Annotated in this window: 24 protein-coding genes, 8 tRNA genes and 2 rRNA genes; 6 read left to right on the top strand and 28 right to left on the bottom strand. The window is 39.4% G+C overall.

Annotation, left to right across the window (positions count from 1 at the left end; genetic code table 11):
- Nucleotides 1-30: 30 nt before the first annotated feature.
- The 6 genes from STRMA_RS05590 to rsmD form a co-directional block, all read right to left on the bottom strand.
- Nucleotides 31-558 carry a VanZ family protein gene (locus tag STRMA_RS05590; protein WP_412093834.1) on the bottom strand — a complete coding sequence of 176 codons (528 nt, stop codon included), beginning with the start codon at nt 556-558 and terminating at the stop codon, nt 31-33.
- A gap of 5 nt (nt 559-563) precedes the next feature.
- Complete coding sequence (gene rlmN / locus STRMA_RS05595) at nt 564-1649, bottom strand: dual-specificity RNA methyltransferase RlmN (RefSeq protein WP_003079864.1); 1086 nt, start codon at nt 1647-1649, stop codon at nt 564-566.
- A 331-nt stretch (nt 1650-1980) separates the two neighbouring features.
- A complete protein-coding gene (locus tag STRMA_RS05600) occupies nt 1981-2523 on the bottom strand; it encodes a YutD family protein (RefSeq protein WP_003082026.1) in 543 nt (180 codons plus the stop codon).
- A gap of 62 nt (nt 2524-2585) precedes the next feature.
- The gene (locus STRMA_RS05605) at nt 2586-3632 is read right to left on the bottom strand and encodes a SepM family pheromone-processing serine protease (protein WP_003079836.1); all 1047 of its coding nucleotides are present in this window, start codon (nt 3630-3632) and stop codon (nt 2586-2588) included.
- Nucleotides 3610-4110 carry a pantetheine-phosphate adenylyltransferase gene (coaD, locus tag STRMA_RS05610; protein ID WP_003080699.1) on the bottom strand — a complete coding sequence of 167 codons (501 nt, stop codon included), beginning with the start codon at nt 4108-4110 and terminating at the stop codon, nt 3610-3612. The genes STRMA_RS05605 and coaD overlap by 23 nt, the downstream gene beginning before the upstream one ends.
- Complete coding sequence (gene rsmD, locus STRMA_RS05615; protein WP_003079221.1) at nt 4100-4639, bottom strand: 16S rRNA (guanine(966)-N(2))-methyltransferase RsmD; 540 nt, start codon at nt 4637-4639, stop codon at nt 4100-4102. Before rsmD ends, coaD begins: the two co-directional genes overlap by 11 nt.
- A 681-nt stretch (nt 4640-5320) precedes the next feature.
- Here rsmD and STRMA_RS05620 point away from each other — a divergent pair.
- Nucleotides 5321-5953, top strand: coding sequence for a hypothetical protein (locus STRMA_RS05620; RefSeq protein ID WP_003081035.1), 633 nt, complete (start codon nt 5321-5323; stop codon nt 5951-5953).
- 111 nt (nt 5954-6064) lie between these two features.
- On the opposite strand, the gene STRMA_RS05625 is transcribed toward STRMA_RS05620, so the two are convergent.
- Together STRMA_RS05625 and STRMA_RS05630 are read right to left on the bottom strand one after the other, a co-directional pair.
- Entirely contained in the window at nt 6065-7129 is a 1065-nt protein-coding gene (locus STRMA_RS05625; protein WP_003081917.1) for an MmcQ/YjbR family DNA-binding protein, read from the bottom strand.
- A 21-nt stretch (nt 7130-7150) separates the two neighbouring features.
- Entirely contained in the window at nt 7151-7501 is a 351-nt protein-coding gene (locus STRMA_RS05630; RefSeq protein ID WP_003079487.1) for a winged helix-turn-helix transcriptional regulator, read from the bottom strand.
- Nucleotides 7502-7636: 135 nt separating this feature from the next.
- Between STRMA_RS05630 and STRMA_RS05635 the strand changes: the two genes are divergently transcribed.
- Complete coding sequence (locus STRMA_RS05635) at nt 7637-8599, top strand: quinone oxidoreductase family protein (RefSeq protein ID WP_003082364.1); 963 nt, start codon at nt 7637-7639, stop codon at nt 8597-8599.
- Between the two features lie 420 nt (nt 8600-9019).
- Here STRMA_RS05635 and STRMA_RS05640 read toward each other — a convergent pair whose 3' ends face one another.
- From STRMA_RS05640 to STRMA_RS05680, 9 genes are all read right to left on the bottom strand, one after another.
- Complete coding sequence (locus tag STRMA_RS05640; RefSeq protein WP_003080108.1) at nt 9020-9817, bottom strand: Fic family protein; 798 nt, start codon at nt 9815-9817, stop codon at nt 9020-9022.
- Between the two features lie 118 nt (nt 9818-9935).
- On the bottom strand, nt 9936-10220 hold the full coding sequence (locus tag STRMA_RS05645; RefSeq protein ID WP_003080550.1) for a type II toxin-antitoxin system RelE family toxin: 285 nt from the start codon (nt 10218-10220) through the stop codon (nt 9936-9938).
- Nucleotides 10213-10437, bottom strand: coding sequence for a type II toxin-antitoxin system RelB family antitoxin (gene relB, locus STRMA_RS05650; RefSeq protein ID WP_003081402.1), 225 nt, complete (start codon nt 10435-10437; stop codon nt 10213-10215). Before relB ends, STRMA_RS05645 begins: the two co-directional genes overlap by 8 nt.
- Before the next feature lie 176 nt (nt 10438-10613).
- Complete coding sequence (locus STRMA_RS05655; protein ID WP_003081701.1) at nt 10614-11894, bottom strand: hypothetical protein; 1281 nt, start codon at nt 11892-11894, stop codon at nt 10614-10616.
- Nucleotides 11895-11976: 82 nt separating this feature from the next.
- On the bottom strand, nt 11977-12750 hold the full coding sequence (locus tag STRMA_RS09895; protein WP_003079830.1) for a hypothetical protein: 774 nt from the start codon (nt 12748-12750) through the stop codon (nt 11977-11979).
- 33 nt (nt 12751-12783) lie between these two features.
- A complete protein-coding gene (locus tag STRMA_RS05665; RefSeq protein WP_003081319.1) occupies nt 12784-15432 on the bottom strand; it encodes a valine--tRNA ligase in 2649 nt (882 codons plus the stop codon).
- A 12-nt stretch (nt 15433-15444) separates the two neighbouring features.
- Entirely contained in the window at nt 15445-16377 is a 933-nt protein-coding gene (locus tag STRMA_RS09365) for a hypothetical protein (protein ID WP_050897463.1), read from the bottom strand.
- Nucleotides 16378-16931: 554 nt separating this feature from the next.
- A complete protein-coding gene (locus STRMA_RS05675; protein ID WP_003078738.1) occupies nt 16932-17279 on the bottom strand; it encodes a helix-hairpin-helix domain-containing protein in 348 nt (115 codons plus the stop codon).
- Between the two features lie 26 nt (nt 17280-17305).
- Nucleotides 17306-17563, bottom strand: a complete 258-nt coding sequence (locus STRMA_RS05680) for a DUF1912 family protein (protein WP_003081550.1) — start codon at nt 17561-17563, stop codon at nt 17306-17308.
- Between the two features lie 184 nt (nt 17564-17747).
- Here STRMA_RS05680 and STRMA_RS05685 point away from each other — a divergent pair.
- Nucleotides 17748-17818: transfer RNA gene (locus tag STRMA_RS05685), tRNA-Thr, on the top strand.
- A 200-nt stretch (nt 17819-18018) separates the two neighbouring features.
- Here the strand turns inward: STRMA_RS05685 and nrdI are convergent.
- Both nrdI and rlmD read right to left on the bottom strand, forming a co-directional pair.
- On the bottom strand, nt 18019-18498 hold the full coding sequence (nrdI, locus tag STRMA_RS05690) for a class Ib ribonucleoside-diphosphate reductase assembly flavoprotein NrdI (RefSeq protein ID WP_003080611.1): 480 nt from the start codon (nt 18496-18498) through the stop codon (nt 18019-18021).
- Between the two features lie 26 nt (nt 18499-18524).
- Nucleotides 18525-19883 (bottom strand): 23S rRNA (uracil(1939)-C(5))-methyltransferase RlmD, encoded by a 1359-nt coding sequence (rlmD, locus tag STRMA_RS05695; protein WP_003078855.1) that lies wholly within the window; start codon nt 19881-19883, stop codon nt 18525-18527.
- 35 nt (nt 19884-19918) lie between these two features.
- Between rlmD and recX the strand changes: the two genes are divergently transcribed.
- The 3 genes from recX to STRMA_RS05710 all read left to right on the top strand — a co-directional run bounded on the left by recX (nt 19919) and on the right by STRMA_RS05710 (nt 21692).
- Entirely contained in the window at nt 19919-20695 is a 777-nt protein-coding gene (recX, locus tag STRMA_RS05700) for a recombination regulator RecX (RefSeq protein WP_003080989.1), read from the top strand.
- An 84-nt stretch (nt 20696-20779) separates the two neighbouring features.
- A complete protein-coding gene (gene ntdP, locus STRMA_RS05705) occupies nt 20780-21313 on the top strand; it encodes a nucleoside tri-diphosphate phosphatase (RefSeq protein WP_003078707.1) in 534 nt (177 codons plus the stop codon).
- A 58-nt stretch (nt 21314-21371) separates the two neighbouring features.
- Entirely contained in the window at nt 21372-21692 is a 321-nt protein-coding gene (locus STRMA_RS05710; protein ID WP_003082310.1) for a DUF960 domain-containing protein, read from the top strand.
- 122 nt (nt 21693-21814) lie between these two features.
- Here the strand turns inward: STRMA_RS05710 and STRMA_RS09660 are convergent.
- From STRMA_RS09660 to STRMA_RS05750, 9 genes are all read right to left on the bottom strand, one after another.
- A tRNA-Gly gene (locus STRMA_RS09660) sits at nt 21815-21875 on the bottom strand.
- A 13-nt stretch (nt 21876-21888) separates the two neighbouring features.
- Nucleotides 21889-21961: transfer RNA gene (locus tag STRMA_RS05715), tRNA-Thr, on the bottom strand.
- Between the two features lie 24 nt (nt 21962-21985).
- A tRNA-Leu gene (locus STRMA_RS05720) sits at nt 21986-22067 on the bottom strand.
- 6 nt (nt 22068-22073) lie between these two features.
- Nucleotides 22074-22146: transfer RNA gene (locus tag STRMA_RS05725), tRNA-Lys, on the bottom strand.
- A 39-nt stretch (nt 22147-22185) separates the two neighbouring features.
- Nucleotides 22186-22258 (bottom strand) — tRNA-Asp (locus STRMA_RS05730).
- Nucleotides 22259-22297: 39 nt separating this feature from the next.
- Nucleotides 22298-22370: transfer RNA gene (locus STRMA_RS05735), tRNA-Val, on the bottom strand.
- A 4-nt stretch (nt 22371-22374) separates the two neighbouring features.
- Nucleotides 22375-22490 (bottom strand): 5S ribosomal RNA (gene rrf / locus STRMA_RS05740).
- 61 nt (nt 22491-22551) lie between these two features.
- A 23S ribosomal RNA gene (locus tag STRMA_RS05745) occupies nt 22552-25445 on the bottom strand.
- 318 nt (nt 25446-25763) lie between these two features.
- Nucleotides 25764-25836, bottom strand: a tRNA-Ala gene (locus STRMA_RS05750).
- Nucleotides 25837-25881 lie beyond the last annotated feature (45 nt).

Consider the following 25881-nt stretch of genomic DNA (forward strand, 5'->3'; position numbering starts at 1 on the left):
TTGAAATCACTATCTTATCATATAAGCAAGTCACTTATTATGCTCAGTTTTAGCAAACTTTTTCAGCTTTCTTTCAGCAAAAAAATAACAGAAAAATGCCAACAAACCGCCTAAGGTATTTGTCCATAGATCGTCAATTTCAAAGACACGGTTCGCATCAATAAACAGGTCTAAAAAAACCTGTGTCGTCTCTATGGCTAAGCTTATTCCAAAACTTAAATAAAGAACCCTTTGCCAGTTCCTTATTTTAGGAAATAAAATAAGCAGGCTCAACATTAGAGGAAAAAGCAAAAAAATATTGACCGCATTTTGTCCCAATACCCAAAAAACTTCCCAGCCATTACGCAGCTCAGCAAAATTCACGAAAGAATTAAAAGGAATTAATAAAACGACAATCCGGCCAAAATGCTGTATTCCAGGGGTTTTAACAGTTGTCAAATGATGCTGCGGCCAAAAGCACATATAAACTAGCAAGCATAAATAGATAAAGAGCAGCCCTTTTACTAGCCATTTCCCTCTGGAAGTTAACTGGGCTTTTTCGTTTAACAGTCCAAACAGCAGCATTATTGTAAGGTATCCGCAACTGCCTTTTGCCGGTCACGTTTCATAGTATTAGAACGCAGCTGTCCGCAGGCAGCATCAATATCAGTCCCATGCTCCTGACGTACCACACAGTTAACGCCGTTTTTCTTTAAAATATCATAAAAGACGTCAACTCTTTCCTTAGGGCTGCGGCTGTATTGGTCATGCTCTGTGACAGGATTATAAGGAATCAAGTTAACATAGGAAAGTTTGCGGATTTTCTTGGTCAAATCAGCCAGTTCCTGAGCATTCTCAGGATTATCATTGACACCGTTAAGCATAATATACTCAAAGGTTACACGGCGATTGGTTGTTTCAATATAATATTCAATTGCTGCAAAAAGTTTTTCTAACGGAAAAGAACGATTAATACGCATGATACTGGAGCGCAGTTCATTGTTAGGGGCATGCAGTGATACAGCTAGATTAACTTGAACACCTTCATGAGCAAATTCACGAATCTTATGGGCTAAACCAGAAGTTGACACTGTAATATGGCGGGCACCAATTGCTAAACCATTGTCATCATTAATCGTACGCAGGAATTTGAGCACATTGTCATAATTATCAAAGGGTTCACCGATTCCCATAACCACAACGTGGCTAACACGCTCTCCCCGGCCGCGCTCATCAAAATATTTTTGCACCAGCATAATCTGTGCTGTGATTTCACCATTAGTCAGATCACGTTGTTTTTTGATTAAGCCGCTAGCACAGAAAGTACAGCCAATATTGCAGCCTACTTGTGTTGTCACACAAACAGAAAGACCATAGTGCTGACGCATCAGCACCGTCTCAATCAGCATACCATCAGGCAGCTCAAACAAATACTTAACCGTTCCATCAGCTGACTCTTGGACAATACGTTGTTTAAGCGGATTGACAAGGAAACTGTCATTTAAAAGAGCGATCAAGTCTTTCGAAAGATTAGTCATCTCTTCAAAAGACTGCACACGCTTTTTATAAAGCCAATCCCAGATTTGTTTGGCTCGAAATTTTTTCTCCCCATGTTCAAGAGTCCATTCAAGAAGGTCTTCACGGGTTAAGCCGTAAATAGATGGTTTCACTACTACATTACCAAAAACGCTGTCTTCAAAGTAAACTAGCCATCTCTTAGAGCTTAAAAAATAGAAAACAAAAGGTCTAACAATCATCTTTCTTTTACTATTAAACAGCAAATAAGCTAGCTGTTTTAACCTTACCTAAAAATAGAAAGGAAGGCATCTGACTTCTATCAATTGTTTCCGTTTTTTATGACTGTTATTATCACTCTAAAACTGTACTAAATATAAACTCATAGCAGAAAACCAAAAACAAAAGGCCAATCAAGACTTCCCTTTATTTTGGTTTTTCATACAATTTTACTTCTTTCTTTCGCGTTTTTCCTTTCTATGATTTCTACTGTTCCTTTTTGCAGATCACAAAATGATGTTTACTATTGCGAATTTCCTGCAGCTGTTTACGTTCCTGATCCTTTTCATGCTGTCTTTTATCTCGCAAATGCATCTTTTCATTTTTACGGAATTTTTTCTTTTTATGACTGTCGCGCTGCTTATTTTTTTGAACAGATTCCTCTTCATTTTTGATTTCTTTTGGTTCAGGATTCTCTAAAACAAAATAAGCGCAGCCAAAATTGCAGTATTCCTTCAAATAGTCTTCTAAGCAATTAATATAAGAAGCCTTGTATTTCTTCTTATTTGTTTCTTTATAAAAACCTTTAAGACGCAGCTGCTCATTGCCCCAATCACCGACAATATAATCATATTTCAGTAAAATATCTGAGAAACGCTGGCTAAAAACAGTAGCATCAAAGCCATTTTTAACATCTTCTAAGATAAGGAGATCAATGTCGCCGCTCTTGACATGGCCGGCAAATACGGCAAACTGCGGTCCAGGAAATTTATTATAATTATACAGTTCTGGAGCAATTTCTTTTTTCATCAAGACTCCTTTCCGATACTATTTCAAGTCATTATTATACTACATTTCAAAAATATTGGATATTAATTTTTCGTCTTTTTCAAATACTGAACTGCTTCTTTAACATTTTTAACAGGAACAATTTTCATCTTAGTTCCTAGCTGTTTAGCTGCTTTTTTTGCTTCCTCATAGTTATTAAGCGCTTTTGGATTTTCCTTTAAAACAGCCTTATCAACTGGATTATTGGGAACAAAGAAAATATCAGCATGAATTTTATCAGCAGAAGCGACTTTCATACTGACACCGCCAATATCACCGACAGCACCATTTTCACCAATCGATCCGGTTCCAGCGATAACACGGCCTTTACGTAAGTCATCCTTTACCAGCTGATCATAAATATCAAGTGTAAACATCAGTCCTGCGCTAGGACCGCCAACACCATCTACACTAAACTTAATTTTATCATCAGACACAACTTTGGTATGATCAACAAGGCCGATTCCAATTCCGTTTTTCCCATTTGATAACTTAATAATTTTTCCTTTAGCTGATTTTTTCTGCCCTTCAGAAATGTACTGAACAGTAACTTGACTGCCCACTTTTAAACTAGATACTGATTTAATCAATTCTTTAGAGCTTGAAAAAGTCTTGCCATTGACACCAGTCACAGTATCTGCAATATTTAAAACACCTTTAAAGCTAGAATTCTTATTAACATTTAAAACATAAACACCTTTATATTTTAAACTGGACTTTTTGCCAGCTAATTTCAAAGCCTCCTGAACAGCGCCGTTTTGAGATGTTTCCATATAAAACTGATTAATGCGCATGTAATCCGCATCGCTAATACCGCCGGTTGTTTCTTGAGCACTGCTGACCTCTGTAAAAGGCGTTAACCAAGCATAAACAACCTGAGCAGGTGTTGCTCTTCCTACCTTGACAGCAACAAAATTATAAGAACCCTTTTCCTTATCCTCTTTATCATTAACAGAAATCACTGAGCGAACATCATAAGCTCCGCCAGGTGTTTCTATATAATAAGGCAAAGGGGCAAAAAAGAAAGCCAAAAGCAAGAGCGTACTAATACCGCTGATGATCCACCATTTAAATCTTTTGATTGTTTTCAAATATCTTCTCCACTTCTTTTAAAACTGAGTAAGGCACATAAGGTCTGATATCAGCCTTAAAATGAATGAGTTCACGTACCCGGCTAGAGCTGAGATAGCGATAGTTCAAAGCCGTTAATAAAAAGACTGTTTCAATCTCATGAGCCAGCTGACTGTTAAAAAAGGCAAGATTTGCCTCATATTCCAAATCTTGAGCATTTCTTAGTCCTCTGACTAAATGAGTAACTTGATGATGCCTGGCAATGGCAACTGCTAAGCTGTCCTGAGCGGTAATCACTTCAATATTGCCTATCCCCTCCAAAGCTTCCGCCAGCATTTTCTGCCGGCTGGCAGGGTCAAAAAGGCCTGACTTTTCCTTATTATAAAAGACGCCAATATAAAGTTTGTCAAAAAGTCTGCTGGCACGTTTAATAATATCCACATGCCCATTTGTCACAGGATCAAAAGAACCTGCAAAAAGTCCAATTTTATCTGACATAAACCGTCACCTTAGAAATTCCATAAATTTTTTGTTTCCAAATACCTAGCCCTGCCGCTTCTTCTGGCAGTACAACAGCCTTATCTGTTTCACAGACGATCATTGCCTCCTCAGACAAAAGACGACGCTCACAGAGTTCTTCAATGGTTTTTATAATTTCCTCCTCAGCATAAGGCGGATCTAAAAAAACCAAATCAAAGGCACCAGTCAAGCTCTTTAAGGCACGCGCAGCCTCCATTTTTAACAGCTGAAACTTACTGGCTTCTTTGGTCATCTTAATATTAGCTGCAATAACAGCCTGAGCTTTGCGATTTTTTTCTACTAAAACGGCCGAGGTCATTCCTCTTGAAACAGCTTCAATAGAAAGACCGCCGCTGCCTGCAAAAAGATCTAAAACCCGGCCGCCGTCAAAGTAAGGCCCAATCATGTTAAAAACAGCGCCTCTAACCTTATCTGAAGTCGGCCGGGTTATTTTTCCCTCCAAAGTTTTTAAGGGACGGCCGCCATAACTACCTGAAACAATTCTCATGTCTTTCATTATATCAAAAAAGAAAGTGGGAAAGAAGTTAAAAAATCAAAGATTGAAGAATTGATCTTTTATCTTTATACAGCACTCATTATCTCCATGCTAAAAAAGAAGAGCAGCTGCTGCTAACTAATCCTTTTGATGGCAATTAACTTCCCTTTCCAACTCAGTAAAGACTGCAATCATAGCAGACCAGATACTCTCAGCAATTTCTGGTGCAAGACCATATTTTTCGGCTAACTGACGGCGTGAGCGTAAAACTGCAGCTGCTCTGTCCTTAGCTTAGCTGCAACAGCATCTAAATTTCCCTTAGACTTCAACTTCTCTGCTTCTTGCACCTATTCTTGCCTTTAGGCTAATAATTGGATTCATTTCAAGTCAATGCGGTCAATAGCATCACGCACTTGCTTCAAAGTTTTATCCGTTTTATCTATCATCTTATTCTCCTTTGAATAACAGTTAATTCTTATTATAGCACAACAGCATATCAAAATTAGCAGCAAGCTATTTCATAAAATTTTACCTATGCCAACTAAAAAGAGGACTAATAGACCATAGAATGAGCTGTGATAATTCGGTCAAATTTAGAAATTAAGAGAGCACATATTTTTTCTAAAATATTACAAAATCTTTACATTTATGTTATACTGTATATAACAAACTTTAGGAGGTTCTTACTTAAACATGAAAAAGAAGAAACTAGTCATGCTAATGGCAGCATTTATTGTTGCTTTAAGCTCCCAGCATTTGCTGTTCTCTAACTCTGGCAATCATTTTTTTAATACCGCCACCGCATCAGCATCAACTCTTGATACTGACGCTGAAAAAGCTGTTAAAAAGCTGGAGGATCACCAGAAGAGAGAAAATCTGGTGAAAGCTCAACAAAAAGTTGATACACTATCAGATGTTACTAAAAAAGAAAAATTACAGCATCGTATTGACTTAGTTGAACAAGCTATTATCATCAAAGAAGCCCAAACAGCTGTTAAATATTTAGAAGATCATCAAGATAGAAATAATATCGCAGATGCCCAAAATAAAACCGCTTTGGTGACAGATGAAGGAACTAAAGCCAATTTAACCAATCGAATCAATCTCGTTGAAAATGCTATTGCAGTCAAAGAAGCTCAAGCAAGCGAAAATACAGTTTCTGCTCAAGAAGACAGAACAGTCTATGTTACTGGCGGCGGAAAATCAAAAGTTTATTGGTACAGCACAGACTCTATGCCTTGGAATACCAATAAAAACAATATTATCCAGATGAAAGAATCACAGGCTATTGCAGCAGGTAAACGGCATTCTCTGACAGAGCCTTAACAAAAACAACAATAGATAATCTTTAATATCCCCCTTTGCTTGATAGGTAAAGGGGGCATTATTTATCAGAAAGTCTGATCAGATCATCAAGCAATAGTTGATAATCTGCCTCTACAAACTTTTTCTGACTTGATCAATCAGTTCTTTAGTCATGCGGCGCGGGCCGCGGATATTGGTGACACCGTATGTTTTGAGACGTTTCATCGGAAAAACATTATCATCATATTTCGTCAGCAATTCCAGTCTCATTCTCTTTTGGCCTAAGTGCAATGTTTTTATATCTGCTTCTAATACTTTACAGGCATAGCGCAGGGCACGCGTTGGAGCTGTTATATAAATAAAGAGATAGTCACCTGCTTTAATGCTGGCTTTTTGCGGCCAATCCACTATTTTACGATCTGCAAATTCAGCATCAATATCATAATATTTGAGATTAGCTGGGATAATCCAGTAATCAGGCCCGTCAAGATTTCCTAAGGTCTTTCCTCCAGCCAAAGCTCTGCTATTAGCCAGCAAAGAAAAAAGAAAGTCATCCGAAACCTTCTCATCTAAGACAGCTGAGATCCAAGTCTTCTTACTCATATGGTAAGAAGGATAAATCCCTGGAATAGCCAGCAAGTCTTTCATATCAGCTGGATTAACTTTGAGATTGATCACTTCAATTTCCTGCTCCAATTCTTCTTGACACCACTCTTCTTCTCCTAAATCCAGCTTACCCCGGGCAATGACCATAATAAGGGCATACCACTTGTGGTTGGCAGGGTGGCGATAAGCAGAAAAGGCCGGATACTTGGCAAAAGGATGATCGTAGCTATCTCCATATTTTTTTGCAATCCTTTGTGCCAGACGATTTGTCTGACTTTTAAGAAAAGGCAGATTTTCAAAGCAGGCAGCGGCTATTTGTTCTAAAATCGCAATATAAGCTGCTCTGACCTGCCCGACAAAATTTCCTGTCTGGCTCTGCACTCGAAAAGCAAAGTATTCCTCTTTAATATCTAAATCAACCACTTTGCCAGATACTTGTCCTGCCTGTGAAATCTCTATCTGTGCCTGAAACTGACCCTCCATGAAATTTTCTTTATAAAAATAATCTTGACCATTTTTAACAAAGCCAAAATCTTCTAACTTTGAAAACTGCACCTGCTTTTTTTTGAAAAAATCCGATTCTAAAGACATAGACTCATCCTCCTTGTCCCATTAATTATCTGCTGCTGCAGTATGATAGTCAATATAATCATGGCCCCATTTTTTTAATTGAAAAAGAATAGGTTTTAGCGTTTCGCCAAATTCGGTCAATTCATAATCTACCCGGGGCGGAACGACAGGAAAGACCGTTCGTTTAATAATACCGCACTCTTCCAGCTTACGAAGCTGGTTGGTCAGCATACGCTGATTAATACCAGGAATTCGCTTTCTAAGCTCACCAAAGCGCAGGACCTTCTCATCTGCAAGATGAAATAAAATAGCTCCTTTCCAGCGCCCGCCGATTGCATCCATAGCAACCTCAACGGCACAGCCAAAAGGACAGTCTTCTTGTGTATCTCTCATTGTGATTATACTCCTTTAGTTACTTATTTGTTAGTATAAGCTAAAAAAGTGCCTACTTGGCTAATCATAACATAGATGTTATAATCAAGGCAAATCATCATTGATGATTTTTTCATTGTTAAGGAGGTATCGCAGATGAAAGCGTTACAAATCACAGACTATAAAGGACCTGAGACGATGAAGTATCAGGAAACCGAAAATCCAAGAGTTCAGAAAAAAGATATTCTCATCAAGGTAGATTATTCTGGAGTTGGGCTGATTGATGTTATTTTCTCCAGAGGCTTTGGCCAACTCCCTCTTCCAGCAACACCGGGGCTTGAAGTGTCAGGAACAGTTATAGAAGTTGGAAAAGAGGTGACTGATTTTCAGATTGGAGACAGTGTTGCTGGATTGACTATTAATACTTTGAAAGGCTTTTCTGAACGGGTCAGTCTTCATGAGGATTATGTGGTGAAAGTGCCTGAGCATTTGGAACTTGATCAGGCTGCAGCCGCTTTGACTAATACTTCCGCTGCTTTAATTCTCTTAAAAGAAATCGTCAATTTTCCCGTAGGCGGCAGTGTTCTTGTTTATGGTCCCACAGGCGGTTTGGGCTCTCAGATCGGCCAAGCTGCAAAACTCTTAGGTGCTAAACGAGTCCTTGCTGCTGCAGGAAATGAAACAAAACGCCAAAAAGCTCTGAAATTAGGCTATGATGCTGCTTACTTGCGAGAAGAATTTTTCACAGCTTCTGAGGAAAAATGCGATCTCATTGTAGACCCCGTAGGCGGAGAAAACCGAAAAAACAATCTGCTCAGGCTGAACGCTTACGGGACACTGGCCATTGTTGGAAATGCTTCTCAAAAAGAGCGGGCAGATATTGATCCCGATATTCTCTGGCTAAATAATATCAATCTGACTGGCTTTAACTTCGGCGGCTACTGTTCACAAAATATAAAAAAAGTAAAGGATTATCTAGTCTGGGCGTTAGAATTAATCGCAAATGAGCAAATCAAGCTGCCCAAACTCCATACTGTCCCTATTGACAATGCTGTTCAAGCTCTGTTAGAGCTAGAAACAGGAGCTATCAGCGGCAAGCTCTTATTAAAGCACTTCTAAAATCACACCAGAAATCATGAAGAAGGGCTATACTTTAAGCGGGCTTTAATACGTTGATAAATTAACTTTTATAGCCCTACTATAATAGTTATTTAAATCAGGTTAACTATGTTAACCTGATTTATTATCTCACACAGAACTGGGAGAACCTAAAAAACAAAAGGCAAGAATGACAAGCAGTGGTGGTTATGATGCTAAAACAGCTAATGAACAATGTCAAGGGTAAGACTAGGGCATTGTCATAAGCAGTCAGCCCGACTTCCAATCACCGCCTTATGCTGCTGTATAAAAAGAGCTTGGGACTATTTTATCCCAAGCCTGCTTCACTAATAATCTAGATGTTCAATAACTCCTTCCTTAATAAAGAGAGGGGTGGTAGGAATCTTTTTACCCTCAGATGTTGATTTATATAAACCACTATTAATCTAATCCCAACTCTCGGTACATTACTCCACTAGACAAATCATTCTTTCCATCAAGTAAGAGATTTTCAAAAAATGCTGTTAAAAATTCAGGGTGTTTCTGCAATACCTTAGCATTATCTAAGACTAAGGCATCTCGGAAAAATTTAGCATGTTTTTGAAAGGGTGTATTGTCAACTGTAAAGCCAAATTCTCGCAGATACTTGATCAGAAAAACTGTTATTGTTCGTGTATTTCTCTCACAAAAAGGATGAATTTGCCAAATGCCTGAAATGAAGGATTGAATGTGCTGAACCATAGTTTCCTTTGAAAGACCAGAGTATTGGAAAATTTTCTCCTGCTGAAAATCATAGTCCAAAGTGGCTTGAATCATAGGATAATCAGCATAAACCACACTTTCACCATTCAGTACCGCTTCTTTTTTGGAAATATTTGTCTGACGAATTTGGCCGACTGGTATAGAATCATCAAAAATATCCTGAAAGAGCTCTTTATGAATGGTCAAAAGTGTAGCCGGACTAAAACTAAAGCCACTTCGGGAAAGAAGTTCCGCAATGCGCAAAGAGACCAAATCTGCCTCAGCCGTGCTATCATCCGTTGATTGATGATAAGCTGTAATTTCCTCATAAACCTGCTCATAAGAATAGCTGCCACGCGCTTGCTTCTCAGCCAATTCCTCCATATAGACCGATGGCTTTAAACCATCTACCTGCTGAAGACCAAATGCCGTTTGCCAAAGGTCATGTTTGGTTTGATAAGGCAAATTGGGATTGTCAATATTATATGTTGGTTGCATACTACAATGATTCCTTTACTATCTTGAAAATGAAAGGTTATTTATCAGTTGGCTACCTTTCATTATACCAAAAAAATAAGCCCAATCGTATGACTGGGCTTGGGTGGGAGATTGCTTTTTAGTCCTTTTTCCTAAACCGATAAACATCTGAGCGCTTTGCTACATGAACATTTAGAATCACAAAATCCTTATCATCAATCTGGGCAATGATACGGTAAGACCCTACACGAAAACGAACATAGCCAGATAAATTCCCTGTCAGATATTTTCCTGGCGCTTTCGGAAAATCAACATCTACTAGATGTTGATTAATCCATCTGGCAATGACTTTCTGCGTTCCCCTATCCAGTTTGTCCATAGCCTTGAAAAGAGTTGAGGCATAACGAACCTGATATTTAGCCATAGCGCTTCATCATGTCATCATGAGAGTAGGTCACTTGCCCATTATCAAGCCAGTCCTGCATCGCTAAATCAGCTTCTTGGATATCAGAAAGATCTTCCAATTTTTCCGCCAAAACCTGCGCAATAAATTCAGACTTGCTAATATTGTGGGAATTGGTCCACAAGGTCAGTTTTTCATTTAACTCATCCGACAAACGGACTGAAGTTGGTACTGCCATGAAATCACTCCTTTTGAAATTTAATTTTTGTCGTAGTTATATTTTACTACAATTTGAAATAGGAAACAAGTTGGATAGGATTCCTAATTATTTATTCGGGAAAGGGTGGAAAATATTCCTCATAATCAAAACAAATTAGCCTTTGTAACTAGACATTTTATTTCCTTTATAAGTAATTACAACGTTTTAGAAAGTATTTGTTTAATATCTGTACGTATCTTCTCAAAAATTATTGCTATTTCAATATCTATCTTGTTACCAGCAATCTCAACATGTTCATTTAAATATACTTCTAAATTTCTAAACAGAAAATCACTAAAGTAATCCTCTTTAGCAAGTGAAATTAAATCATCAACATAGTTCATCATAATCTTTGCATCAATTGATTTATCAAAAAGAGTACTATATTTTTCAAGAAGCGGAGTATTAGGCAAGTTTCCTTTGAAATAATATCTGCGTTCCTCACTAAGCTCCGTACATTTAGTATACCAATAATCATTGATATATTTTTTTATTACTTTTAACAACTCAATAATAGTTTCATTTGAAAAATCTTTATAATGTTCTCTTAAATAATTAATCGAGCTGCCTAATATATCTCCCACACTATCCTTTTCAATTACACCAAGTATTTCTAAATTTTTATTCCCTGTAAAAATTCTATCCGCCACAATTGATTCTAAAATCTGAAACCTATATTGAGAAAATCGTTTCTTTGCAACTCTTTCCCAAGCAATACTATAAATATTTTGTTTGTATATCTCCGTGTTCTCATCTTTGGGTTCGTAATTTTCTTTTTTCTCAATTAAATAATCTGAAAGATAGGAACGTCCTAAATTTTTACTATAATTTAGATCTTCATCATTTTCAACCATACGATAATGAATCGTTATATCTCCTGTGTAATATTGAAAATAAATCTCCTCGTCAAAGTATGTTGTGCATTTCACCACTATCATTTCTAAGTCTTTTAAAGAAAATTCATAAAGGTAGTTACCTGAGTTTTTCGTTCCTAAAATTTGAGGCGTAATCTTAGCCTCTTCATCAAATAGTTTTCGTTCACAAACTAAAATATTTTCTAACGGGACATTATCTTCCATAAAAATTTTAATTTTTGCTTTTGCTGCAGCATTATCTTTTTCAATTATAAAATAGGGGCGTACTGAAGCAAAACGCTTTTCTCTATTTTCGAGATACTCTTTTTCTTCACGATCATTTCTTCTTTGCTCATCCTCAAAACGTAGTCCTTTTTCTTTCTCATTTTGACTATTAAAAATCAAGAAAGTTATAAGAATTGCCAAAGCTGACAGAACAACTCCATAGTAGTCCTTATTTGCTACAGATATAAAGTTATATATACTTGTAGCCAGAGGATTGTGATTCCTAAATAATGGTAAAAGAATAGCTGCTGCAATAACAAATAAATACAATAAAACTTTGAAACTCTTTTTAAACAATATTTAACCACCTTTATTGATTTATTCTCATTATAACAGAACAAATCTACTCATATTCCAAATCAATCTTATCTTAACAATACTATTTTAGAATAAAATAGATTGAAAAATTAAATACAAAAATCAATAAGCAAAACAAAATAAATTTAATTCCAATGTTATTTAATGACTTATCATAGAGGTATATATGGTTTTGTTCCAAAACATGTCTACCTATAATTGCTAAACTTAAAGAATTAACCACAGTTAAATAAATATTAAAAATATTATTTTTTATTATTAGAAATGGATCGCTCTTTATACTTACAGTAACCCATAGTTTAAATTTCTGCCACCATCTCATTTGCTCTAAATAATTATCTATCTTATGTTCCAAATTATTTTTTAGAATAATAAAAATGAATAGCCAAAAAGTAAAGAAGATTATGATTATTATGCCAAATTTCCAATATGGATGGTAATTGTTAGTACTAACTTTCATTTTGCTAGAAAGGTCGTACGAAATATATCCTATAATTAGAAATAATAATAACGCAACTATTAAAATAATAGACATAGTGAAATAGTTTTTATTCCATATAAACATAGTCATCAATACTACGATATTAATTAACCAACTCCATTTCACTATTCCAAGCATTAACCCTTTTACAGGATTGTGTACAAACTTTGCTTCATTATTCTTATTATCATGTATATGAACTGAGTGGTCAGAATTGTCAATCATTGTAGTACTATTATCAACTTCTTGATTAGAAATATTGTTATTATCACCCGTATTATTCTGTTTCCCAACTTGGAACTTACTGTCTTCACTAGAGAAAATATTTTTTAATAATTTTAAAACACTCTTCATTTTTCAAGAACTCTCCTAAATTAATTTTTGATCTTATTCCCCTAACCTCTTCATCTCTTCAATCCGCTCTTTCGTTGCGTCATACTTAGCCTGGTAGTCGGTTTGTTTTTGCCGCTCTTTCGCGACGATTTCTGGTTTGGCGTTGGCGATAAATTTTTCGTTGCTGAGCTTCTTAGCAGTCATAGCCAGCTCTTTCTGCCATTTGCTAAGTTCTTTATTTAGACGAGTCAATTCTTCTTCGACATTGAGCAGATCAGCCAGCGGCAGGAAGATTTCAGCTCCTGTAATGACGCTTGACATAGCCAGCTCTGGAGCGGCAATAGCTGAGCTAATTTCTAAATGCTCTGGATTGGTAAAGCGTTTGATGTAGTTGACATTAGCTTTGAAAAAGTCTTCCAAGCTGCTGTCGCTTGTTTTGATAAGGATAGTAATGGGTTTGCTTGGTGCCGCATTCACCTCTGCTCTGCTATTTCTCACGGCACGAATCAGATCTTTGAGACTTTCCACGCCAGAATGCGCAGCTTCATTTTCAAAAGCAGGATTAACGGTCGGATAGGCTGCTGTCACGATAGAACCTTCAGAAATTTGTCCAAAGATTTCTTCTGTGACAAATGGCATGATAGGATGAAGCAGGCGCAGAATTTTATCCAAAGTGTAGAGAAGGACAGAGCGGGTGATGATTTTTTCGGCTTCATTGTCACTGTAGAGAACTTCCTTGGTCAATTCTACATACCAGTCAGCAAATTCATCCCAGATGAAATTGTAAAGGATGTGGCCAGCCACACCAAACTCAAATTTATCAAAGTTTTCAGTAACCTTAGCGATTGTTTCGTTCAAGTTGTGGAGAATCCAGCGATCGGTCACATTTCCGGCTTTGCCACCGACCACTAGCTCAACATTGGCTGCTGCTTGGTCAAGGGTAAGGCCTTCATTGTTCATGAGGATATAGCGGGAAATATTCCAAATCTTGTTGATGAAATTCCAGGCAGCATCCATCTTTTCATAGCTGAAACGCACGTCTTGACCCGGAGCAGAGCCGTTTGACAGGAACCAGCGCAGAGCGTCAGCACCATATTTATCCACAACCTCCATAGGATCAATCCCATTGCCAAGAGACTTAGACATCTTGCGGCCTTGCTCATCACGGATAAGGCCATGGATAAGGACGTTCTTAAAGGGACGGCGATCGGTGAACTCCAGCGATTGGAAAATCATGCGGGACACCCAGAAGAAGATGATGTCGTAGCCTGTCACCAAGGTTGAGGTTGGGAAATAACGCTTGAAGTCTTCTGATTCAATATCAGGCCAGCCCATGGTTGAAAATGGCCAAAGAGCAGAGCTAAACCAAGTGTCAAGGACATCTTCATCCTGTTTCCAGCCCTCACCTTCCGGTGCTTTTTCACCGACATAGATATCGCCATCAGCATTGTACCAAGCAGGGATTTGATGGCCCCACCAGAGCTGACGCGAAATCACCCAGTCATGGACATTTTCCATCCATTGCAGGAAAGTATCGTTGAAACGCGGTGGATAAAAGTTCACTTTGTCGTCTGTGTCTTGGTTGGCTATAGCATTTTTAGCCAGCTCATCCATCTTGACAAACCATTGGGTTGACAAACGCGGTTCAACCATAACTCCTGTCCGTTCGGAGTGGCCAACAGAATGGATCATTTTTTCAATATTAACAAGGGCACCGAGCTCTTCTAATTTGGCAACGGTTGCTTTACGAGCTTGGAAACGATCCATACCATTAAATTCACCAGCCAGTTCATTCATAGTCCCGTCATCATTCATGACATTAACTTGCGGCAGATTATGGCGCTGACCAACCAGAAAGTCGTTAGGGTCATGAGCTGGTGTGATTTTCACGACACCTGTTCCAAACTCAGGATCCGCATGTTCATCGGCTACGATTGGAATAGGTTTGTTGACGATTGGCAGGATGACATTTTGTCCAATCAGGTCCTTATAACGTTCATCGTTTGGATTGACAGCGACTGCCGTATCTCCAAACATGGTTTCTGGACGGGTGGTCGCAACCTCAAGGGCGCCTGAGCCATCTTCCAGCATGTAGTTCATATGATAGAAGGCGCCTTCTACGTCCTTGTGGATAACCTCGATATCTGACAAAGCCGTGCGGGCAGCCGGGTCCCAGTTGATGATAAATTCACCGCGGTAGATCCAGCCTTTCTTATACAGCTCAACAAAAACCTTGCGCACCGCCTTAGATAAGCCCTCATCCAGGGTAAAACGTTCCCGCGAATAATCAACGGAAATCCCCATCTTGCCCCATTGCTCCTTAATAGTAGCAGCATACTCGTCTTTCCATTCCCAGACTTTATCCAAGAATTTTTCACGGCCGAGATCATAGCGAGAAATGCCTTCTTCAGCAAGGCGTGCTTCAACCTTAGCCTGAGTAGCAATCCCCGCGTGGTCCATGCCGGGCAGCCAAAGCGTATCAAAGCCCTGCATGCGTTTTTGGCGGATAATAATATCCTGCAAGGTCGTATCCCAGGCATGACCAAGATGCAATTTCCCCGTCACATTTGGCGGCGGAATCACGATAGAATAAGGCTTGGCCTTCTTATCACCTGACGGCTTGAAAACATCCTCCCCAAGCCATTTCTGATAGCGCCCAGCCTCAACCTCGGCTGGATTGTATTTTGGTGAAAGTTGTGTCATTTTGATTCTCCCTTAATTTTTATTGTTTTTTCTTTGTAGCACTTGATATGTGGCAATAAATTTTTTCCAATTAGGTAGTTTAATAAGTTCATTGATATTTTTCTTTACCATAGACTTTTTATGTGATCTAGCAATTAATAAGATAATAATACTAGGTACTCCTAATACTATAATAACCCCTATGAATACATATATTCTTATAATACCTTTAGTAAATAAATCATTTAGCTCTTTGTTTTTCGCGATCCAAGATTCAATAAGTGGAGCTATTATTAATGAAATATAAAACAGTAAAGTTAAAATATAGCCCAGAAATTTATTAAATTGCCAACTATATCTCAGAGAAGAGGGAATTTTAACTCCTTTCATTTTACCATTTCTCAAAAATATAATAAATTCCTCAGAATTTATATAATTCCACAACATTAATATTCCAGAGATCAATGCCCATTGTTTAATAGAAAATGTTCCCATAAATAATACAACTAAAGTTGCTATAGAAAATAATATCATCATCAATACAAGGTTAACATTCAGTAAAACTCCGAATATTTCTAACACTAAATAAAGAAGAATAGCTGCCAGTCCCCATAATATTAAGGGGCGAAATTGCAATATCCAACCTAAACTGTTTAGCCATAAAAGTCCTATTAATGATAGAACAATGATATTAAAACAATAAAATAGCCACTTTACAAAAATTTTAATAAAAATTTTTAATGAGAATTCTCCCTTAAATCTTTTAGGGTAAAACAAATAGATATTAAATATTGAACTAATACCTAATATTACTATATCGATATATAATAACGGCGATAGCGGAAGGTTGTTTAACCAACAATAGAGACAAAAGAGGAAAGATAACACAAATAACAACGAAAAGAAAATCTTTTTATTATTCTTACAAAGTTTAAATATTTTCATTTTGATTTTTCCTTTCTTCATCTGACTTCTTCACTGAACTGTTCGGTTTTTCCGAATAGTTCAACTTGCAACAATTCTTTACAGATTCCGGGTTTTCAACTTGTGCAAAATTTACACAGATTCCTAGCTCTTTTTAAACCTAACCCTATTTTCTTTCAGTTTACGAACAGTCGCGGATCAATGCCTGAAATGGCTAAAATTTCTTTTTCAGTGTATTTTTCCAAATCTTCCCGACTCAGAATTCTGCTCATCTCTACAAGCTTAAAGAAATACTGGAAAGTCATAGTAAAGCTTTTGCATTTTAAAAGGTCCTTTCATGCTGTTTTCTCCTTTCTCCCGCTAGCTCTACTAAAAAGTCCCTATCTAGCTATGCTAGACAGGGACGAATAACTCCGCGGTACCACCCAGTTTCGGGACCAAGCCCGCGACTTTCATTTCTATCTGATTAACTATTCAGCAACTAAGATCGACAGCTGTGCGGATTTCTCAGCAATACCGCTTTCTGTAACAGCAAGGACTCAACCCACCTCTGAATAAATTTATTTTAACAAATTCTCAGTTTAAACGCAAAATACTTATCCTTTAAAAGAAAGCCCTTTTTCTCTCAGCTGTTTGATAGTAGCAGGACCAATTCCCTTAAGAGTTAATAATTCTTTCTCCGTCCAATCAGCAAAGTCTTTAGCTGATTTAATCCCTTCAGCAAAGAAGGTTTCTAGACGAGCCTGAGCAACACCTTCTAATTCAGCTGCAAAACTTTCAAAATCGTTACTCTTTTCAGCTTGCTGCTTAGGTTCAACATTTTGGACCGTTCTTGCTTCTGCTCTTTTTGGTGCAGTATGTACTGCTGTTTGCCGGTTAGCCCGGCGTGAATCTGCTAATTGTTTTTTTAAACGTTTCTTGCGGTTTACTTTTTTCTTAGCCACTTTATCGATTTATCTCCTTTTGATTATTAATAATGACGTTGACCAAACAGTCCTTCAGGCATATCATGGAATCCTTTGCCAGCTTTGTAGTTCGCAAATTTTCCTTGTAAAAATTTATAAGCATCTAACCTGCTCTCATAGCGAATATAAGCATCAGCAGCCGTTTTGTCCTGCTCATTTTCTGCTATCAGCTTTTGGCTTTCCTGCATAGCTGCCTCATTGATTATCACCTGGGTATTCACCCAAGCTTCAAATTCTTTCAGAAACTCTGCTTCGTAGGACACGTTTCTTCCTCGCCTTCTAAAATTTTCGTTTATCATTATAGCATGAAAACAGTGACTTCTCAACGCTTTTTCTAATGTTTTTCAAACCTTTAGAAATGTTCTGAGTGTTTCATCTATAATGTATGCTAAAAGAAAGTAAAATTAACTTGCATAGAAGACCAATTAATGATAAGATAGATAAGTCGCCGCTATAGTTAAATGGTATAATAGAGCAATGGTAATGCTCAGTTCCGAGTTCAATTCTCGGTGGTGGCATCATATCTCAGTAAAAAGAGTAGGGACTTTTAAATGCTAGTCATTCAATTGGAGGTAAAATCCAACTTTGAGAAAGCCTTTAGTCCCTACTCTTTTTTATTCATTTATTTTTATCACGACAGATCATTATCTGATCTATTTGCTGCTCTTTACTTAACCTTCTTCTAGGTAAACTCAAGCAGCATCTCTTTAAAAGAAAACTAGACATTGGACACCGTATGAGGTTCCTTAAATAAAGACAGAACTTTATCACCAATTCGTTCAACATCATCTAGCAAACCACGCAATTCAAAGTCATCCAGCATTGGAAAACCAAACTGCTTGGCATACTGTTTTGCTGTTAAGCAATACTGATTGTTAAAATTTTTATTGCCAGAACCGACAATGCCATAACAATAACGATAATTATCGGAAAATGCAAGAAAATCACGCAAAGGTGTTGTCAATATTTCGACATCTCCACTATCAAGTCCATTACCGCCTTCCAGATAAGTTGGCAAAAAGGCAACAAAATAGTCTGACATAGCAAAATAGTCTGCTTGATCTTTAACCAGATCTTTAACATTAAGAAGCTTAACAGGAAGATCTGTTTTTCCTTCTAAATAAGCTTTCAAGCGTTTAACAAAGCTTTCCGTATTTCCGCTTAAGCTAATGTATATTAAATTGATTGATTTTACCATATGTATCATCCTTAATTTTTTAAAAATTATTTTTTTCGTCTCACTAATTTTACCACTGCTTCAGTCCTTGCTGTATGAGGAAACATATCCACTGACTGAATATATTTAACCTCATAGACCTTAAGCAAATGAACCAAATCTCTAGCCAGAGTTGAGACATTGCAAGAAACATAGACCATTTTTTCTGGCTGATAGGCTGTAATAGTATTTAAAAGCTTTTCATCAAGGCCTGTTCTTGGAGGATCTACAATCAGCGCCGACGCTCGGTAGCCATCTTTATACCAATTAGGAATAATAACCTCAGCCTTTCCTGTTTCATAATGCGTATTCGTGCAGCCCATACTTTCAGCATTTCTTTTAGCATCCTCAATAGCCTCAAAGATAATATCCATACCGCGCACAGAGCCCACTTTATCTGCAAAAGCAAGCCCAATAGTTCCTACCCCGCAGTAGGCATCAATTAAATGATCGTCCTTCGTCACATCAAGTGCTTGAAGGACTTGCTCATAGAGAATCTGAGTCTGCTGCGGATTTAGCTGATAAAAAGCTCGCGGAGAAAGGGCAAAGGAATAAGTAAGAACAGTTTCTGAAATGCTGTCATCTCCCCAAAGAACTTTTGTCTCTTGACCATAAATAGCACTGGATTTACTAGGATTAAAGTTGACAGCCACTGTTTTAATGACCTCAAAAGCTGCGGTTAAATCCTGAATAACTGGCGATAAATCAAGTTTTTTACTGGTGACAAAAATAAGCTGAACTTGATTGCTTGCCTGTGCTTTTCTAACCATAATAGTTCTGATACCAGCTTTTTGACGCTCATTATAAATAGGGAAATCATACTTCTCCAGCAACTGACAGGCATGGTTCACAATATCCTGTGTCAGAGGATCCTGAACCAAGCAGTCTTTTATATCTACTAAGCGGTGTGAGCCTTCCTGAAAAAGGCCGGCCCTGAGCTTGCCAGCAAATTTCCTCGTTTGAAATTGCAATTTCGCCCGATAGTGCTCCGGATTATCCATTCCAATCGTCGGACGAATATCAAAATGCTCATAGCCACGCGGCTGAAATTTTTTCAAAGCCTGTTTAAGCAGATCAACTTTAAAATCCAGCTGCTTATCATAGCGTAAGTGCATAATCTGACAGCCGCCGCACTCTTTATATATTGGACATTTAGGGTCCATTCTAAATTTTGATTTTTTCTTAATTGTTAGTAGTTTCGCTTGAACAAAATTCCGTTTTACACTGGTTATCTGGCAAACAATGTCTTCACCTTTCAGAGCCCCAGGTACAAAAACAAGCGTTTTTTTATAAAAACCAATTCCTTCTCCATTAATCCCCATCTTTTTAATCTTTAAGGGAATCTTTTGTTTCACTCGTAAATTCATACTACTATTCTATCATTTTCTGCTATAATAAAGGCATGAAAATTACCAAAATTGAAAAGAAAAAAAGGCTCTACCTAGTAGAAATTGATCATCATAATAAACTCTACGTTACAGAAGATACAATCGTCCGTTTTATGCTAAGCAGAGATAAAGAAATCCTTCCTGAAGAATTGGAAGGCATCAAAGCTTTCGCCCAATTTTCTTACGGCAAAAACCTTGCTCTTTATTATCTTTCTTTTAAACAGCGCACTGAAAAAGAAATTAAAGATTATTTGATAAAACATGACATAAAAACTGCTGTCATCTTTCAGATTCTCACTCAATTAAAAGAAGAAAAATGGCTGGATGACAGCAAATATATTGAAAATATACTGCAGCAAAACCTTCATTGCGGTGATAAGGGAGCTTACGTCCTTAAACAAAAATTATTACGAAAAGGAATTGAAGCTCAGTTGATAGAGAGCGCATTGAAGAATTTTGATTTTACCAGTATTTGCTTGAAAGCTGCTCAAAAACTACTAAAGAAATATCAAAAGAAACTGCCGCAAAGAGCACTTGAAGATAAAATCAAGCAGGCCTTATTAACTAAGGGATTTTCCCATCAAGAAGTCCAAATAGCTCTTGCAGAGCTGGACATTGAAAATGATTCTGAAAATGAAAAAGAGCTTCTTTACAAAGAATTAGATAAACAATATCGGAAATATCAGAAAAAATATGAAGGTTATGAACTCAAACGGCATTTAACTCAGTCATTAGCTAGAAAGGGATTTGACTATCATGATATCAAAAACTCCCTGCGAGAATATTTATAAACGGATTACAGAAAAAAGTGATTTTTTCTTCAATTTATGTTAAACTGTAGAAGACAAACTTAATTGTAGGAAGTTGGTAAGGCAATGAAATTACCTAAAGAAGGCGACTTTATTACAATTCAAAGTTACAAGCACGATGGGAGTCTGCACCGCACATGGCGTGATACTATGGTACTAAAAACAACTGAAAATGCAGTTATTGGTGTAAATGATCACACTCTGGTTACAGAAAGTGATGGCAGACGCTGGGTAACACGTGAACCTGCCATTGTTTATTTTCATAATAAATTCTGGTTTAACATAATAGCTATGATTCGGGATAACGGCGTTTCATACTATTGCAACTTAGCAAGTCCTTACATTATGGACCAAGAAGCCTTAAAATATATTGATTATGATCTGGATGTCAAAGTTTTTGCTGATGGTGAAAAAAAACTTTTAGACGTTGATGAATACGAAGATCACAAGCAGAAAATGGGCTACTCCTTAGATATTGACTATATTTTAAAAGAAAATGTTAAAATCCTGGTTGACTGGATTAATCATAACAAAGGGCCTTTCTCACAGTCTTATATCAATATTTGGTACAAACGTTATCTTGAACTTAAGAATAGATAAAGTTGTCATAAAAGCACTCCAGGCAGTGCTTTCTTTTTATAGAAAGGAGATTAGCACAATGGCATTCGCAAATACAAAAGGACGTTATGCAAGTTTTGGAATAGTAAGCAGTCTGCCGCCTGAAATCATTGATGTTTTTTGGGAAATCCTTGATCAAAATTTAAAAGATGTTTTTCTATTGGATGATTTATTAACTTTTCAACTGATCAATAATAAAGGCCAGCTAAGTTTCAAGTATTATGATAAATACAGTGATACTGCGATCATTTTAGATTATGCTGCAAAATTCGACCCTTTCTATCCCGATATCGTTCAAATAATTGATAATAATGGCAGAGAAACAATCATTCTCCCTCACGAGAAAGAAATCGACCTATAAACAAATGATAGCGTCATTTACCTCAAAACTTAGCTAGTTATTAAATACAAAACCTAAACCCTAACCTTTAGGTTTTTTTGCTACAGCAAAAAAGGCCTTATTAAAGGCCTTTAATTAAATAGTCCATACGGGATTCGAACCCGCGACCCCCACCTTGGCAAGGTGATGTTCTACCACTGAACTACGTTCGCATAAATGCCGGCTACATGACTTGAACACGCGACCCTCTGATTACAAATCAGATGCTCTACCAACTGAGCTAAGCCGGCCTCTCTCTTGCTTTCTCTTAAGCATGCGGGTGAAGGGACTTGAACCCCCACGCCCTTAAGCGCCAGATCCTAAATCTGGTGCGTCTGCCAATTCCGCCACACCCGCTTCTTATGACCCGTACTGGGCTCGAACCAGTGACCCTTTGATTAAAAGTCAAATGCTCTACCAACTGAGCTAACGAGTCCCTCCTCTTATCTTTGAAAGCGCTTCTTGCCTCTTTCAACGGTCCCGACGGGAATTGAACCCGCGATCTTCGCCGTGACAGGGCGACGTGATAACCGCTACACCACGGGACCTATTCGTACTCGGACTAAAGTCCTTAGTAACCTAACGGATGGGAGTTAACGGGATCGAACCGCTGACCCTCTGCTTGTAAGGCAGATGCTCTCCCAGCTGAGCTAAACTCCCTCTGGCTAAGCAACGCCCCTATCTCACAGGAGGCAGCCTCCCACTACTTCAGGCGCGCTAGGGCTTAACGGCTGTGTTCGGCATGGAAACAGGTGTATCCCCTAGGCTATCGTCACTTAACCTCTTCTTGAATGATCGCTCACTCACCATTGAACAGCTAAACCCTCTCCCTCAGCGCCTTGCGGTTAAGGCCTCGAGCGATTAGTATTGGTCCGCTTCACCTGTCACCAGGCTTACACTCCCAACCTATCTACCTGATCTTCTCTCAGGGCTCTTACTAACCTATCGTTAGGGGAAATCTCATCTTGAGGGGGGCTTCACACTTAGATGCTTTCAGCGTTTATCCCTTCCCTACATAGCTACCCAGCTCTGCCTCTGGCGAGACAACTGGTACACCAGCGGTAAGTCCACTCTGGTCCTCTCGTACTAGGAGCAGATCCTCTCAAATTTCCTACGCCCGCGACGGATAGGGACCGAACTGTCTCACGACGTTCTGAACCCAGCTCGCGTGCCGCTTTAATGGGCGAACAGCCCAACCCTTGGGACCGACTACAGCCCCAGGATGCGACGAGCCGACATCGAGGTGCCAAACCTCCCCGTCGATGTGAACTCTTGGGGGAGATAAGCCTGTTATCCCCAGGGTAGCTTTTATCCGTTGAGCGATGGCCCTTCCATACGGTACCACCGGATCACTAAGCCCGACTTTCGTCCCTGCTCGACCTGTCCGTCTCGCAGTCAAGCTCCCTTTTACCTTTACACTCTGCGACTGATTTCCAACCAGTCTGAGGGAACCTTTGGGCGCCTCCGTTACCTTTTAGGAGGCGACCGCCCCAGTCAAACTGCCCGTCAGACACTGTCTCCGTTGAGGTTCACTCAACCGGGTTAGAGTAGCCATCACACAAGGGTAGTATCCCAACAGCGCCTCCAAGTAAACTAGCGTCCACTCTTCCTTGGCTCCTACCTATCCTGTACATGTGTGACAGATACCCAATATCAAACTGCAGTAAAGCTCCATGGGGTCTTTCCGTCCTGTCGCGGGTAACCTGCATCTTCACAGGTACTAAAATTTCACCGAGTCTCTCGTTGAGACAGTGCCCAAATCATTACGCCTTTCGTGCGGGTCGGAACTTACCCGACAAGGAATTTCGCTACCTTAGGACCGTTATAGTTACGGCCGCCGTTTACTGGGGCTTCAATTCACACCTTCGACCTTAATCTAAGCGCTCCTCTTAACCTTCCAGCACCGGGCAGGCGTCACCCCCTATACTTCATCTTACGATTTCGCAGAGAGCTGTGTTTTTGATAAACAGTTGCTTGGGCCTCTTCACTGCGGCTCAGTTGCCTGAGCACCCCTTCTCCCTAAGTTACGGGGTCATTTTGCCGAGTTCCTTAACGAGAGTTCGCTCGCTCACCTGAGGCTACTCGCCTCGACTACCTGTGTCGGTTTGCGGTACGGGTAGAGTCTCTCTTCGATAGAAGCTTTTCTTGGCAGCCTGACATCGCTAACTTCGCTACTTAACTTCGCTCCCCTTCACAGCTCAATGTCTTAGCTAGAAGCATTTGACTCCTAACTCACCTCACTGCTTGGACAGACTCTTCCAATCGTCTGCTTTAGCTAGCCTTCTGCGTCCCTCCTTCTCTCCTGACTCTAGTACAGGAATATCAACCTGTTGGCCATCGGATACACCTTTCGGTCTCTCCTTAGGTCCCGACTAACCCAGGGCGGACGAACCTTCCCCTGGAAACCTTAGTCTTACGGTGGATGGGATTCTCACCCATCTTTCGCTACTCATACCGGCATTCTCACTTCTATGCGCTCCAGTCCTCCTTACGGTAAACCTTCTCTGCCCATAGAACGCTCTCCTACCATCCCTTACGGAATCCACAGCTTCGGTAAATTGTTTCAGCCCCGGTACATTTTCGGCGCAGGGTCACTCGACTAGTGAGCTATTACGCACTCTTTGAATGAATAGCTGCTTCTAAGCTAACATCCTAGTTGTCTGTGCAACCCCACATCCTTTTCCACTTAACAATTATTTGGGGACCTTAGCTGGTGGTCTGGGCTGTTTCCCTTTCGACTACGGATCTTAGCACTCGCAGTCTGACTGCCGACTATAACCGCTTGGCATTCGGAGTTTATCTGAGTTTGGTAATCCGGGATGGACCCCACACCCAAACAGTGCTCTACCTCCAAGGGTCTCTGGTCGACGCTAGCCCTAAAGCTATTTCGGAGAGAACCAGCTATCTCCAAGTTCGTTTGGAATTTCTCCGCTACCCACAAGTCATCCAAACACTTTTCAACGTGTCCTGGTGCGGGCCTCCAGTAAGTCTTACCTTACCTTCACCCTGCTCATGGGTAGATCACCTGGTTTCGGGTCTATAACAAGATACTCTCGCCCTTTTCAGACTCGGTTTCCCTGCGGCTCCGTCTCTTCAACTTAACCTCGCATCTTATCATAACTCGCCGGTTCATTCTACAAAAGGCACGCTCTCACCCATTAACGGGCTCGAACTTCTTGTAGGCACACGGTTTCAGGTTCTCTTTCACTCCCCTCCCGGGGTGCTTTTCACCTTTCCCTCACGGTACTGGTTCACTATCGGTCACTAGGGAGTATTTAGGGTTGGGAGATGGGCCTCCCAGTTTCCGACGGGATTTCGCGTGTCCCGCCGTACTCAGGATACTGCTCGTTTATAAGGCTATGTCGAATACGAGGCTCTTACTCTCTCTGGCTGACTTTCCCAAGTCATCCTTCTATACCCTTATGCACTCCTGCAGTCCTACAACCCCAGAGTGTAAACACTCTGGTTTGCCCTCCTGCCCTTTCGCTCGCCGCTACTCAGGCAATCGCTTTTGCTTTCTCTTCCTGCAGCTACTGAGATGTTTCAGTTCACTGCGTCTTCCCCCGCAACTCCTTAACAGAGTTGGGTAACAGGCATTAACCTGTTGGGTTCCCCCATTCGGATATCTTTGGATCTCCGCTTACTTACAGCTCCCCAAAGCATTTCGTCGTTCGTCACGTCCTTCATCGGCTCCTAGTGCCTAGGCATCCACCGTGCGCCCTTTCTACCTTAACCTCTTCTTGGTTCTTGGCTTTTTCGCTTCGGTTTCTTTTTTGTTATCTCTCTTTCTATAGAGTAATCTATAGAAAGAGGGGTTTAGCTATTCAATTGTCAATGAACCATCTTATGATATTAAGATCCGGTGCGGTTTGCCGCAAAACTTGCGTAGAATAAGGAGACAACCAACGACGTGTCCCTTAGACACTAGGCGCTTGTGACTTATTCCTAGGAAGTTTAGGATCGTATTCTAATATCAACTAAAACAAGACCTTGAGTTGAACGCCAGACTAACTTCTTAGAAAAAGCGAATCGTCTGTTCGTATCCTGTTTTAATGGAGCCTAGCGGGATCGAACCGCTGACCTCCTGCGTGCAAAGCAGGCGCTCTCCCAGCTGAGCTAAGGCCCCACAACCCTCTCAAAACTAAACAAGACGGCAAGTGCTTCTGTAACG

The sequence above is a fragment of the Streptococcus macacae NCTC 11558 genome, from assembly GCF_000187995.2.
Taxonomy (GTDB): Bacteria; Bacillota; Bacilli; order Lactobacillales; family Streptococcaceae; genus Streptococcus; species Streptococcus macacae.

What these genes read in the sequence shown, in the direction of transcription:
- STRMA_RS05635 (WP_003082364.1), top strand. Translation starts at nt 7,637, where the DNA reads ATGAAAGCGTTACAAATCACAGACTATAAAGGACCTGAGACGATGAAG.
- STRMA_RS05625 (WP_003081917.1), bottom strand. Translation starts at nt 7,129, where the DNA reads ATGTCTTTAGAATCGGATTTTTTCAAAAAAAAGCAGGTGCAGTTTTCA.
- STRMA_RS05600 (WP_003082026.1), bottom strand. Translation starts at nt 2,523, where the DNA reads ATGAAAAAAGAAATTGCTCCAGAACTGTATAATTATAATAAATTTCCT.
- STRMA_RS05710 (WP_003082310.1), top strand. Translation starts at nt 21,372, where the DNA reads ATGGCATTCGCAAATACAAAAGGACGTTATGCAAGTTTTGGAATAGTA.
- STRMA_RS05645 (WP_003080550.1), bottom strand. Translation starts at nt 10,220, where the DNA reads ATGGCTAAATATCAGGTTCGTTATGCCTCAACTCTTTTCAAGGCTATG.
- nrdI (WP_003080611.1), bottom strand. Translation starts at nt 18,498, where the DNA reads ATGGTAAAATCAATCAATTTAATATACATTAGCTTAAGCGGAAATACG.
- STRMA_RS05620 (WP_003081035.1), top strand. Translation starts at nt 5,321, where the DNA reads ATGAAAAAGAAGAAACTAGTCATGCTAATGGCAGCATTTATTGTTGCT.
- rlmD (WP_003078855.1), bottom strand. Translation starts at nt 19,883, where the DNA reads ATGAATTTACGAGTGAAACAAAAGATTCCCTTAAAGATTAAAAAGATG.
- relB (WP_003081402.1), bottom strand. Translation starts at nt 10,437, where the DNA reads ATGGCAGTACCAACTTCAGTCCGTTTGTCGGATGAGTTAAATGAAAAA.
- STRMA_RS05665 (WP_003081319.1), bottom strand. Translation starts at nt 15,432, where the DNA reads ATGACACAACTTTCACCAAAATACAATCCAGCCGAGGTTGAGGCTGGG.
- STRMA_RS05630 (WP_003079487.1), bottom strand. Translation starts at nt 7,501, where the DNA reads ATGAGAGATACACAAGAAGACTGTCCTTTTGGCTGTGCCGTTGAGGTT.
- ntdP (WP_003078707.1), top strand. Translation starts at nt 20,780, where the DNA reads ATGAAATTACCTAAAGAAGGCGACTTTATTACAATTCAAAGTTACAAG.
- STRMA_RS09895 (WP_003079830.1), bottom strand. Translation starts at nt 12,750, where the DNA reads ATGAAGAGTGTTTTAAAATTATTAAAAAATATTTTCTCTAGTGAAGAC.
- rsmD (WP_003079221.1), bottom strand. Translation starts at nt 4,639, where the DNA reads ATGAGAATTGTTTCAGGTAGTTATGGCGGCCGTCCCTTAAAAACTTTG.
- STRMA_RS09365 (WP_050897463.1), bottom strand. Translation starts at nt 16,377, where the DNA reads ATGAAGAAAGGAAAAATCAAAATGAAAATATTTAAACTTTGTAAGAAT.
- STRMA_RS05640 (WP_003080108.1), bottom strand. Translation starts at nt 9,817, where the DNA reads ATGCAACCAACATATAATATTGACAATCCCAATTTGCCTTATCAAACC.
- recX (WP_003080989.1), top strand. Translation starts at nt 19,919, where the DNA reads ATGAAAATTACCAAAATTGAAAAGAAAAAAAGGCTCTACCTAGTAGAA.
- coaD (WP_003080699.1), bottom strand. Translation starts at nt 4,110, where the DNA reads ATGTCAGATAAAATTGGACTTTTTGCAGGTTCTTTTGATCCTGTGACA.